At 64.3% G+C, this 10,370-nt stretch carries 14 protein-coding genes; 4 read left to right on the top strand and 10 right to left on the bottom strand.

Annotated elements, in window-relative coordinates:
- Window positions 1-484 (bottom strand): protein-disulfide reductase DsbD domain-containing protein (locus ACIKT0_RS07655; RefSeq protein ID WP_407104762.1); only part of this gene is annotated, 484 nt, incomplete at its 3' end.
- A 248-nt stretch (window positions 485-732) separates the two neighbouring features.
- On the opposite strand from ACIKT0_RS07655, the gene ACIKT0_RS07650 reads away from it, so the two are divergent.
- The gene (locus ACIKT0_RS07650) at window positions 733-1,356 is read left to right on the top strand and encodes a YqgE/AlgH family protein (protein ID WP_407104761.1); all 624 of its coding nucleotides are present in this window, start codon (window positions 733-735) and stop codon (window positions 1,354-1,356) included.
- Window positions 1,357-1,376: 20 nt separating this feature from the next.
- Here ACIKT0_RS07650 and ACIKT0_RS07645 read toward each other — a convergent pair whose 3' ends face one another.
- From ACIKT0_RS07645 to rfbC, 6 genes are all read right to left on the bottom strand, one after another.
- Entirely contained in the window at window positions 1,377-1,862 is a 486-nt protein-coding gene (locus tag ACIKT0_RS07645; protein WP_407104760.1) for a tetratricopeptide repeat protein, read from the bottom strand.
- A gap of 183 nt (window positions 1,863-2,045) precedes the next feature.
- Window positions 2,046-2,171 carry a type B 50S ribosomal protein L36 gene (gene ykgO / locus ACIKT0_RS07640; protein WP_020186918.1) on the bottom strand — a complete coding sequence of 42 codons (126 nt, stop codon included), beginning with the start codon at window positions 2,169-2,171 and terminating at the stop codon, window positions 2,046-2,048.
- A gap of 168 nt (window positions 2,172-2,339) precedes the next feature.
- Window positions 2,340-3,218 carry a glucose-1-phosphate thymidylyltransferase RfbA gene (rfbA, locus tag ACIKT0_RS07635; RefSeq protein WP_407104759.1) on the bottom strand — a complete coding sequence of 293 codons (879 nt, stop codon included), beginning with the start codon at window positions 3,216-3,218 and terminating at the stop codon, window positions 2,340-2,342.
- Window positions 3,215-4,099: a dTDP-4-dehydrorhamnose reductase gene (gene rfbD / locus ACIKT0_RS07630; RefSeq protein WP_407104758.1), complete on the bottom strand. Its 885-nt coding sequence runs from the start codon at window positions 4,097-4,099 to the stop codon at window positions 3,215-3,217. The genes rfbA and rfbD overlap by 4 nt, the downstream gene beginning before the upstream one ends.
- Window positions 4,096-5,178, bottom strand: a complete 1,083-nt coding sequence (rfbB, locus tag ACIKT0_RS07625) for a dTDP-glucose 4,6-dehydratase (RefSeq protein ID WP_407104757.1) — start codon at window positions 5,176-5,178, stop codon at window positions 4,096-4,098. The genes rfbD and rfbB overlap by 4 nt, the downstream gene beginning before the upstream one ends.
- A 20-nt stretch (window positions 5,179-5,198) precedes the next feature.
- Entirely contained in the window at window positions 5,199-5,750 is a 552-nt protein-coding gene (rfbC, locus tag ACIKT0_RS07620) for a dTDP-4-dehydrorhamnose 3,5-epimerase (protein ID WP_407104756.1), read from the bottom strand.
- A 364-nt stretch (window positions 5,751-6,114) separates the two neighbouring features.
- Between rfbC and ACIKT0_RS07615 the strand changes: the two genes are divergently transcribed.
- Entirely contained in the window at window positions 6,115-6,348 is a 234-nt protein-coding gene (locus ACIKT0_RS07615; RefSeq protein WP_407104755.1) for an RNA-binding protein, read from the top strand.
- Between the two features lie 3 nt (window positions 6,349-6,351).
- Here ACIKT0_RS07615 and ACIKT0_RS07610 read toward each other — a convergent pair whose 3' ends face one another.
- Window positions 6,352-7,797: an ATP-dependent nuclease gene (locus ACIKT0_RS07610; protein ID WP_407104754.1), complete on the bottom strand. Its 1,446-nt coding sequence runs from the start codon at window positions 7,795-7,797 to the stop codon at window positions 6,352-6,354.
- 197 nt (window positions 7,798-7,994) lie between these two features.
- Here ACIKT0_RS07610 and ACIKT0_RS07605 point away from each other — a divergent pair, with 197 nt between their 5' ends.
- On the top strand, window positions 7,995-8,873 hold the full coding sequence (locus tag ACIKT0_RS07605; protein ID WP_407104753.1) for an IS1 family transposase: 879 nt from the start codon (window positions 7,995-7,997) through the stop codon (window positions 8,871-8,873).
- On the opposite strand, the gene ACIKT0_RS07600 is transcribed toward ACIKT0_RS07605, so the two are convergent.
- Window positions 8,870-9,109 (bottom strand): hypothetical protein, encoded by a 240-nt coding sequence (locus ACIKT0_RS07600; RefSeq protein ID WP_407104752.1) that lies wholly within the window; start codon window positions 9,107-9,109, stop codon window positions 8,870-8,872. The two genes, ACIKT0_RS07605 and ACIKT0_RS07600, sit on opposite strands and share 4 nt — an antisense overlap.
- 259 nt (window positions 9,110-9,368) lie before the next feature.
- Window positions 9,369-9,731, bottom strand: a complete 363-nt coding sequence (locus tag ACIKT0_RS07595) for a hypothetical protein (RefSeq protein WP_407104751.1) — start codon at window positions 9,729-9,731, stop codon at window positions 9,369-9,371.
- Window positions 9,732-9,900: 169 nt separating this feature from the next.
- Here ACIKT0_RS07595 and ACIKT0_RS07590 point away from each other — a divergent pair, with 169 nt between their 5' ends.
- Window positions 9,901-10,119: a hypothetical protein gene (locus tag ACIKT0_RS07590; protein WP_407104750.1), complete on the top strand. Its 219-nt coding sequence runs from the start codon at window positions 9,901-9,903 to the stop codon at window positions 10,117-10,119.
- Window positions 10,120-10,370: the final 251 nt, after the last annotated feature.

The raw sequence follows: 10,370 nt of genomic DNA, 5'->3' as shown, positions 1-10,370 counted from the left end.
CATTGGCGAGCTGACGACGCCAAGGCGCACCGCCGGACTTTCGCCCTCGAACGTGATCAGACCGCTCACGGCCGCTCCGGCCGTCGGACCGAGATGGCCACCCCGCGGCCAGAACCTCGTCGCGCGCCGGACCCGCCCGGCCGCCGTCGGGGGCGAGCTCGAGCTCAGCCTCCGTGTGCGCCGGCACGCAGATCCGTTCACACACCCCGTAGTCCGCCACCACGCGAAGGGTCACGGGCGCGGCCGGATCAACGGGCCGGACGTGGACCGGGAGCGTTACGACGCCGTGATAGACATTCGTCACCCCGTCCTCATCCGCGTTCCGTTCCGGAGCGGGGTAGGAGACCGAGGCGGATTCGACGTTCTCGGATTTCGAGAAATCGAAGCGCGGCGGCACGCCGCTGGCGCCGGGCTGCCTCCAGTAGGTTTTCCAGCCGGGTTCGAGGGCGATCTGAACCGCGGCCAGACGGGCCCCATCCTTCATGCCGCCGTCCACAAGACGAAACCCGGCGCCGGTGTCGGGGATCCAAGGCGATACCGGCTCCGCCAGGGCTGGCGCCGTGAGGAGCGAAAAGGCGAGCGGCAGGAGGAGACTTCGGAACATGTCGCCCCAAAATAGGTTCTCGTGAGCGGCGGCCAATTCACGGCCTCGCGACGAAGGTTCGACGTCGCGGCGCGAGGCATGGCTTCGACCGCCTTCCAAAAGCTTCAGAGGCCACATACTCTTCGCCCATGCCCCAGATGCTCCGAAGAAATCAGGCCAACCGCACCGACGCCTCGGGCTATCTCGACGGCCAGGTGCTCGTCGCGATGCCCACCCTGGCGGACGACCGGTTCGCCCGCACGGTCATTTACGTCTGCGCCCATTCGGCCGAGGGCGCGATGGGCATCGTGGTCAACAAGCCGGCGCCGCATATCAGTTTCCCGGACCTTCTGGTGCAACTCGACATCATCACCGCGGGCGAGGAGATAAGGCTGCCGGAGAAGGCGGGCGCGATCCAGATCCTGCGCGGCGGCCCTGTCGAATCGGGCCGCGGCTTCGTCCTGCATTCGGCGGATTTCATGATCGAGGATTCGACGCTTCCCATCGACGACGGGATCTGTCTGACCGCCACCCTCGACATCCTGAAGGCGATCGCGCGCGGGGACGGCCCGGAGCGGGCGCTGCTCGCGCTGGGCTATGCCGGCTGGGCGCCGGGCCAGCTCGAAAACGAGATCCAGGCGAACGGGTGGCTGAACTGCCCGGCCGATCGCGCCCTGGTGTTCGGTGACGAGGCCGACACGAAATACGAACGCGCGCTGGCCAAGATCGGCATCGATCTCGCCAAGCTCGCTCCCGAAGCCGGCCACGCCTGAAGCTGCTTCGGGCTCCGCGATCAGATCGGCTGGCCCTCGACTTTCAGGGCTAGATCGTCCACCCGCTTCTTCAGACCCTCGATCTGCGGATAGATCTCGAGGACGCGGCGGTAGGCGGCGAGCGCCTTCGCGTCGAGATCGGCATCCTCGAGGATGCGGCCGAGGCCGAGCCAGGCGCCGAAATGCCGGGGCTCCCGCGCCAGCGTCTCGCGAATGTCGAGCATCGCCGCATCGTAGTCCTTGGCCACGAAGTGCAGGGTCGCCCGGCGGTTCCAGCCCTCCGCGAACTCGGGCTTGAGGCTCACCACTTCGTCCATGAGCTTGATGGCGATGTCGATCTTCGACTGCCGCTGGGCCTGGGTCGAGCGCGTCAGCAGGAGGTCGATCGTGTCGCTGCCGGTACGGCGCCACAGCGCCTGGACGGCCGCGGCGATGCGCTTCGCCGCGCCCGGCTCGTCCGCCTTCGCGAGCTGGACGAGCAATTCGTCGAGCGCTTCACCCTTCACGGCCGAATCGCGCGGCTCCGGCGCTGCCGGAGCTGGCGGCGTGGGGGGATCTGCGGGCGCGAGTTCAGGCTCGGCCGCGTAAGCCGCTCCGAGCTGAAGAAGCAGGACGCTGACGGCAAGTCCGTATCGGATCATGCCGTCGAGCTTAACGTGCGACCAGGCCGCGTCAAAGCGGCCGCACGATCAGCCCTGGCGCGCCTTGTAGCGCTTCTGCGTCTTGTTGATGATGTAGACGCGGCCCTTGCGGCGGACGATGCGGTTGTCGCGGTGCCGGTTGCGCAGCGACTTGAGCGAATTACGGATCTTCATCGGTCAGTCCTCAAGACGCCGGCCGCGCTGCAGCGCCTCGCGTCATAGAATGGCGAAAAGCGGCGGAAGGGGCCGCCGCGTTCGGGCGGGTTCTAGAGAAGGTCGCGCGTTTTTGCAAGACGTCCCGGACGCCAGGCGCGTGAACCTCCGGGCGCATGAGGAGGGCGTTCAGCCATCTCCGCCGCCCTGAGCGAGGCGAAGGAGATATGCCCCGTAGGCGGTCTTCTCGAACATCCGGCCCCGCGCTTCGAGGGCGGCGAGATCGATGAAGCCGTTCTGGAACGCGATCTCCTCGAGACAGGCGATCGCCAGTCCCTGACGGCGCTGCAGCGTGCGGACGAATTCGCCGGCTTCCAGCAGGCTGTCATGCGTGCCGGTGTCGAGCCACGCGGCGCCCCGGCCGAGGCGCTCCACGGTGAGCTGGCCGCGGGCGAGATAGGCCTTGTTGACGTCGGTGATCTCGAGTTCGCCTCGCGCCGAGGGGCGCAGGCCGGCGGCGATGTCGAGCACCTGGTTGTCGTAGAAATAGAGCCCCGTCACGGCCCAGTTGGAACGGGGAGATTTCGGCTTCTCGACGATGTCGACCACCTCGTCGCCCGAGCCGATCTCCACCACGCCGTACCGTTCCGGCTGGTCCACATGGTAGGCGAAGATCGTGGCGCCACGCCGCCGTTCCACGATCGCCCGGAGCTGCTCGCGCAGATTGGCGCTGAAGAAGATGTTGTCTCCCAGCACCAGCGCCGCGCAGTCGCCTCCGATGAAGTCGCGGCCGATCACGAAGGCCTGCGCGATGCCCTCCGGGCGCGGCTGCTCGGCGTAGCTCAGTTCGATCCCGTAGGCCTCCCCGGTCCCGAGCAGCCTGCGGTAGCTCTCCATCGACTCGGGCGAGGAGATCAGCAGGATCTCCCTTATGCCGGCCAGCAGCAGCACCGACAGCGGGTAGTAGATCATCGGCTTGTCGTAGACGGGCAGCAGTTGCTTGTTCACCGCGAGCGTCGCGGGATGAAGGCGGGTGCCGGCGCCGCCGGCGAGCACGATGCCCTTCACGCGTCGTCTCCGATGATGTCGCCGATCAGCCCGGTAAGCCCCTCGATCCATGGGCGGGGCTTGATTCCGTAGTCCTGTTCGAGCCGACGCGTCGAGAGCAGGGAATGCGCCGGCCTGCGGGCGGCCGCGCCGTACTCCGTCGTCGTGATGGCCTCGAGCCTCGGCGCCGAGAGACCTCGTCGGGCGCCTTCCGCAAAGATCGCGGCCGCGAAGTCGCGCCAGGTCGTGACGCCGGCGTTCGCGAAGTGAAAGACGCCGGGGGGCGCGGAGCGATCGGCCGCCATTCTGAGCGCGATCGTTGCGAGCGCGTCGGCGAGGTCCGCGGCGATCGTCGGGGCGCCGCGCTGGTCCGCGACCACGCGCACGACGCTGCGTTCGCTCGCGAGCCGCAGCATGGTCCGAACGAAATTCGCCCCGTCGCGGCCGACGAGCCATGAGGCGCGCACCACGGCCGCGCGCGGAGCGTGAAGCGCCGCGAGCTCTCCGGCGGCCTTGCTCGACCCATAGACGTTGAGGGGGTTGACCGGATCGCCGACGTCGTACGGGCGGGCGGATTTCCCGTCGAACACGTAGTCCGTCGAGACATGCAGCAGGGCGGCGTCTGCTTGTCGCGCGGCCTCGGCGAGGACGGCGGGAATCTGCGCATTGGCGGCGAACGCGGCCGCGATTTCGGTCTCGGCCCGATCGACGGCCGTGTAGGCGGCGGCGTTCACGATGGCGGCGACCCTGCGCTCGCGCAGAAAGGCCGCCACGGCCGCAGGGTCGAAGAGATCGAGCTCGTCCCGGGCGGGGGCGAACAGCCGGACCTCGTCCGGCCAGGAATGGCGGCGAAGCGCCGAGCCCAGCTGGCCCCGGCCCCCTGTGACCAGGATCGCGGTCACCGAAGGCCCCGGCGGGCGAGAGCGTCGCCGCCATCCGCGGCGCGCCTCAGCAGCGGCTCCCACCAGGCGCGGTTCGCGAGATACCACCGCACCGTCTTCTCAAGCCCGCTCTCGAAGCTTTCGCGTGGACGCCAGCCAAGCTCCCGCTCGATCTTGGATGGGTCGATCGCATAGCGCGCGTCGTGCCCCGGTCGGTCCTCGACGAAGCGGATCAGGTCCCGGCGGCTGTGCCCGAGGGGCGGCGCCAGGGCGTCGAGCAGGTCACAGACCGCCTCCACGACGGCGATGTTGGTCCGCTCGCAGCGCGCCCCGACATTGTAGGTCTCTCCCGGGAGGCCGCACTCCAATGCCAGGATGAGAGCTTCGGCGTGGTCCTCGACATAGAGCCAGTCGCGAACGTTGCGGCCCGAACCATAGACGGGCAGTTCGGCGCCTTCGAGCCCGCGCAGGATCATCAGCGGGATCATCTTCTCCGGAAAATGGTAAGGGCCGAAATTGTTGGAGCAGTTGGTGACGAGCGTCGGGAGCCCGAAGGTTTCCCGCCAGGCCCGCACCAGATGGTCGGCGCCGGCCTTCGACGCCGAATAGGGAGAGCTCGGCCGATAGGGGGTCGTCTCGTGGAAGAGGCCGGTCGGTCCGAGCGATCCGAACACCTCGTCGGTCGAGACGTGCAGCAGCCGGAAGGCCGCGCGCTCCGCCGGATCCAGGCTGCGGAAGTGACGCAGCGTCTCCTCCAGCAGCACGAAGGTCCCGACCATGTTGGTCTCGACGAAGGCTTTGGGGCTGTCGATCGACCGGTCGACATGGGTCTCCGCCGCAAGATGCATCACGGCGGTCGGCCGGTGGCGCTCGAACGCCTGGCGCATCGCCGCCGGGTCGCGGATGTCGGTTTTCTCGAAGGCGTAGCGCGGGTTCTCCGCAGCGCCCGGCAGCGATGCGAGGTTCGCCGCATAGGTCAGCGCGTCGACATTGATCACCGAAGCCTCGGTCGCGCCGAGCAGCCGTCGCACCACGGCCGAGCCGATGAAGCCGGCGCCGCCCGTGACGAGGATACGTGCGTCCTTGAGGCGGGGCGGCATCGGGGATGGATCCCTGTGGCTCAGAAGAGGTCTGGGGCGTCGGCGAGCAGCGGCGCGCGCAGATCCTTGTCGGAGAGCCGGGCCCCGTCGGGCGGCGTCGGCCAGTCGATGCCGAGCGCCGGATCGGCCCAGAAGATCGCGCGCTCTCGCTCCGGCGCATAATAGCTGGTGACGGCGTAAAGCACCTCGGTGTCGGGCTCGAGCGTGCAAAAGCCGTGCGCGAAGCCCGGCGGAATGTGCAGCTCCGCGCCCGACGCGGCGGTGAGCGTCACCGCGACATGTTTTCCGAAGGTCGGCGAGCTCCGCCTCAGATCGACAGCCACGTCGAACACCGCGCCGCGGACCACGGAGACGAGCTTGCCCTGCGCGGAGGGCGCGAGCTGGTAGTGCAGGCCCCGCACTGTTCCGGCGGCGTGGGAGCGCGACCGGTTGGTCTGTACGAAATCGCCGATCAGTCCCTCCGCCTCGAAGGCGGAGCGCCGGAAGCTCTCAAAGAAGCTGCCGCGCGAATCCGGAACGAGACGCGGGCGTATTTCGACGACGCCGTCCAACGCGTGACGAATGAACTCCATCGATCTCTCCGCCGGAGGCTTCGATCCGCTAAGCCGTAACGGCCGAAGAAGCAATCCGGGAGAACGCAGCCGGCGCCTTACGTCCGAGGGGTAGTGTCTCAGTTTGAATTTTAATGCCGCTTGACCGCCGTAGCCGCTGATTCCCTTGGGCGGTAGAATGCCCGCATGATAGCGGACGAGATCAACGGCTACCTGACGTGCATCGCCCCGGCGGCGGTCTGCGACGACTGCATCTCGGACAGGATCGCGCTCCTTGTGCGCCGCTACCGCACGAAGCACATAACGAACGCACTGGCGACCACGCGGGAGTTCCGGCGTAGTCTGGGCCTGTGCGCCACGTGCGGACGACGTAAGAAAGTGACCCATGCCTACCGGACCTAAAGGCGAGAAGCGCCCCGCCGACGTGATCGGCAACGCCATCCGTGTCGCCCGCATCGCGACCGGCGAGGAAGCGGAGGACGCCCCGCGCGACACCGGCAAGGACAAGGCCGCTCAGGAAATGGGCCGCAAGGGCGGGGCCGCGCGCGCCGCCAAGCTTACGCCTGAGCAGCGCGCGGAAGCCGCAAGGAAGGCGGCGGCTAAGCGGTGGGGGAAGTGACCGTTAGGCCGTTAGAACATCCTCGATCGGGGTGATGATTTTGTTGGCCTCCTCAGGATGAAGGCTTGAAGCCCAATCGGCGCACATGGCTTGCCAAAGCGTGTCACTACTCAAAAGCAGTTTGCTCGCAGCATAACGCACCCATTCGTGGTGATCATCCAATGCTGTCGCCTGCGCTAGGGCATCGGCTACGTCCGAGAATTGTCGGCCTGTCCTAGTCGAAACAGCGGATACTTCCTGTTGTCCAATCTTTCCGAACACCTCTATTTCTGGAGCGCCCTTGCCAGGGAGATTTGTGCACCCGGCCGCGGGTTCTGCATCGGCGTCAAGGAAGACGCATGTTGGTCTGGGCCACCTGTTCTGTGAGTTCATGATACCCAAAGCGCGCCCTACCGATGCCGCACCATATGGTACTGTCCGACACCTATGAACCAGATTAGGCCTGTGGTAGGTCAGTATTTCCGTTACTAGAGTTGCAGCCCTTTCGTCTTCAACAAACAAATCACACTCAGTATGAGCAACGTCATCCATTTTCGACATAGCAAATTCAGAGCTTACCCCATAGACGATCTCGCGAGCCGATCCACTTCTCTTAATGATATAAGCTCGCGCTTCTAGCGGAAGTTCATCAAGTACATACGGCGAGTGCGTTGTAATGACGATCTGTAATTCTCGCTCCCTGCACCTTTCGGCTAGATCTCTCACCAACCTTCTCTGAGCTCGAGGGTGTAAAGATGTTTCGACTTCGTCGATCAACACAAGCCCGTACTTGGGGAAGTCAGCTTCTAAAAACTCTGCGATTGTCGTTTCGCCGGCTCCGCTGTGGAAGCCAGAATAGGAAATGTCTTTTTCAGTGAGAACTGAAACCGTCCTTTCGGGGTCGGCGTCAGTTGCAGCCATTTTAGCAAGATCGTACTGACGCCCCATGATCTGACTGAATCGACCTAGCCGATATTGATCGAATTCTTGGGATGCGGCTTCTTTAAACTGAGGTTTGGCAATCCGAGCGTAACCGCGGCGCACGCTTATCGGAACGATACGGCTAAGGTCGATGTACTCTACTGCTCTAGATCTCCGCTCTGGATTCCCACGCCATCGTTCGCCGGGCTTTCGGACGCTATCGGTGTAACGATCCATGCCCTCGCGTAGCGAGTAAGCAATCGAGGCGTTTCTGATCTTCTCCCATGCGGTGTCCGGAAAAAAATCGGAGGCGTACTCGGATTTTGTCGCGTAGCGCGACCGTGTCACCTGTTCACTAGTTGCATAGACCGACGCTGCGCATTGCAGAATAGTGCTTTTGCCGGAGCCATTCTCCCCGACAATGGCCATTATTGGGAAGTCGAGATTGAAGCGCTGCCCCGTCCACCCTCGAATTCCCTTTAGCTCGATATAGTCCAGGCGCTTTGGCCATCCCGTGTTCGTCAGCCATTTGGCGCGCAGCCTGCGCATTTCCTGACTTAGAGCCAAAGTGGCGCTCCCTTTGCGTGATCACCGGCCCAATCCGGCGCAGAACGCCAACTGTGCCGGGTTTTTTCAGGTTTTCATAGCCTAGTAGCGCCGCTATCTATCGCAGGAACGATTGTGCCGGGAATCGAACTGAACATTTATGCTTGACGCTAAGGATATGTGCCGCTACGATCTTGGGTATGAACAAGCTGCCCCTCGCCAAGCGCGTCCAGATCCTCTCCATGCTGGTGGAGGGGTCGTCCATGCGGTCGATCTCCCGCGTTGCGGACGTGTCGATCAACACGGTGACGAAGCTGCTTGTTGAGGCTGGCGAGGCGTGCGCCGCCTATCACTATGAGGCGGTTCGCGGCGTCCAGGCGAAGCGCGTCCAGTGCGACGAGATTTGGTCGTTCTGCTACGCCAAGGAGCGCAACGTAGGGGCCGCCAAGGACGCGCCTTACGCGGCAGGCGACGTGTGGACGTGGACTGCGCTCGACGCCGACAGCAAGCTCATCATCTCCTACATCGTCGGCGAGCGCGACGCGCAGTCCGCCAACTTCCTGATGGCGGACGTTCAGGAGCGTTGCGAAGGCCGGATGCAGCTCACCACGGACGGCAACCGCACCTATCTCGATGCGGTCGCTGGCGCCTTCGGCGGCGATATCGATTACGCCATGCTGGTGAAGATGTACGGCGCGGTTCCGGAGAGCGCCAAGGGCCGCTACAGCCCCGCCGAGTGCATTGGCATCCAGAAGACCCGGATCACCGGCAACCCGGACAAGGCGCACGTCTCCACGTCCTATGTGGAGCGCGCGAACCTAACGATCCGCATGGGCCTGCGCCGCTTCACGCGCCTGACGAACGCCTTCTCAAAGAAGATCGACAACCACATTCACGCGCTGTCGCTCTACTTCGTGTTCTATAACTTCTGCCGCATCCACAAGACGCTGCGCGTCACGCCCGCCATGGCGGCAGGGATCGCGGACACCGCTCGCGACATGGAGTGGATCGTCAGCCTAATCGACGCGCGGGTTAAGAAGCCGGGGAAGCGCGGACCATACAAAAAGCGGGCGGCCTAAGCCTCTGCCGGCCTCAGCCGCCAGATGTCGACGAGACGCATGGCGGCCTCAAACGAGATCGCCTTCCCAAGGATGTTGATACCTGTGCGACCCGGATTGTCTTCGGTTTCAAAAACGAAGTATCCACTAAACCCTAGATGGTCCGCGCCTGATTCTTTGATCGTATGACGAGAAAGCGTCGCGACGTGGATGCTGCGGCCGTTGCCCAAGTTCGCGGTGGCAAGGAATTCGTCCATGGCTCGCCTTCCTATTCCTGAACGTCCAACGCCTCGTATCTCAGCAAACGACTTGGCGCTTTTCATGGTGTCGTCGGACACCGCTAGAATCGGAATCATTCGCAGAGCCAAAAGTCCACAAATTCCTCCAATCATCCGTTACCGCGATGCGCGGGGTCCTATCTGCGCTTACCTGGCAGATCCTGTTAGGAGCCTTCGCCCTCTAACAACCGCAGACGAAATGTTTCAGCAGCGTGCCGGTGACGCCGCCGAAAGCACTCTACGGAGAGATGACGCGCGCCAGTCCATTGAAGTCCTGCGGGCCATCCAAGGCATGGCAAACCAGCTCGGAATCTATGATTTTCACGCCGCTCCTACCCAGCAGGAGCGGCTTACTCTTTCGGAGGTCGAGGTTTCCGTAAGAGCCGATTTGATTGTACACGGAGAACAGCGGGGCCAAGGGCAGATCGGATACGCGGTGCTGAGGATGACTCAATCCGACGCCGAAACAGATGCGGCTTTGGCTCGCCGGAGAGAGATGGGTCTGTACGTGGCGACGTTGGCTCGACGGCTCCTCGACCAGAACAACCAGTCTGATCGGACGCCGGCAAACCGCCTTTGCTTGTCCATAGACGTGCAGCACGGGGAAGTGTTCGCCGCGCCGACCGCGAACGTGAGGCGCATGAATGATCTAGAGAGCGCATGCCGCGCGATTGCGGCTCTCTGGCCTACGATATAGCCCGGCCCCGCGCCGGGCTTTTTCGTGCGCTCACGACAGGGAACCCTCCGGGCCTCTCCGCTCTTTGGTCGCGATGAACGCGACCGCCAAAGCCAAGCTCGCTGAGATCGAGCGACGGATCGACGAACTCACAGCCCTGCTTGTCAGGTCTCTCGACGACATAGCGGAGGCAGAGCGGCAAGGCGACGACGGCACGCCCCACCTTCGCCGGAGCCTTGTTCTGCAGGGCACTATAAGCGCCCTTCACGGCGAAGCTGACGGGCTCAGACGGGCGATGACCAAGACCGGCTGAGCCCACCTGGCCGGCCCGAAATTCAAACTGAGACACTACCGTCCGAGGGAGTCGGTTGACTCGTCTCCCGGGAGGATTCCATAAGAACAAAACAGGAACTTTCAGGCGGCGGGAACGACATGGGCGCGGCGGAGGAAACGCTGGGCGCGCTGCGGAGCGTGCTCGCCCGGATCGATGCGGGAGCCGGGCGGCCGCCAAGAAGCGGAAGCCGGGTCACGCTCGGGGTCGGCCCGGTCGACGACGCGCTTGGC

This window comes from Hansschlegelia beijingensis (assembly GCF_045505405.1).
GTDB classification, from domain to species: Bacteria; Pseudomonadota; Alphaproteobacteria; order Rhizobiales; family Methylopilaceae; genus Methylopila; species Methylopila beijingensis_A.
Note: the sequence above shows the minus strand (reverse complement) of the source record. Positions and strands in the feature narration are given on the sequence as shown.

Bases quoted from the DNA above. Each gene is read 5' to 3' on its own strand.
- ACIKT0_RS07600 (WP_407104752.1), bottom strand. From the start codon at position 9,109: ATGGACGAATTCCTTGCCACCGCGAACTTGGGCAACGGCCGCAGCATC.
- ACIKT0_RS07590 (WP_407104750.1), top strand. From the start codon at position 9,901: ATGAACGCGACCGCCAAAGCCAAGCTCGCTGAGATCGAGCGACGGATC.
- ACIKT0_RS07605 (WP_407104753.1), top strand. From the start codon at position 7,995: ATGAACAAGCTGCCCCTCGCCAAGCGCGTCCAGATCCTCTCCATGCTG.
- ACIKT0_RS07650 (WP_407104761.1), top strand. From the start codon at position 733: ATGCCCCAGATGCTCCGAAGAAATCAGGCCAACCGCACCGACGCCTCG.
- rfbB (WP_407104757.1), bottom strand. From the start codon at position 5,178: ATGCCGCCCCGCCTCAAGGACGCACGTATCCTCGTCACGGGCGGCGCC.
- rfbC (WP_407104756.1), bottom strand. From the start codon at position 5,750: ATGGAGTTCATTCGTCACGCGTTGGACGGCGTCGTCGAAATACGCCCG.
- ACIKT0_RS07610 (WP_407104754.1), bottom strand. From the start codon at position 7,797: ATGCGCAGGCTGCGCGCCAAATGGCTGACGAACACGGGATGGCCAAAG.
- ACIKT0_RS07615 (WP_407104755.1), top strand. From the start codon at position 6,115: ATGCCTACCGGACCTAAAGGCGAGAAGCGCCCCGCCGACGTGATCGGC.
- ykgO (WP_020186918.1), bottom strand. From the start codon at position 2,171: ATGAAGATCCGTAATTCGCTCAAGTCGCTGCGCAACCGGCACCGCGAC.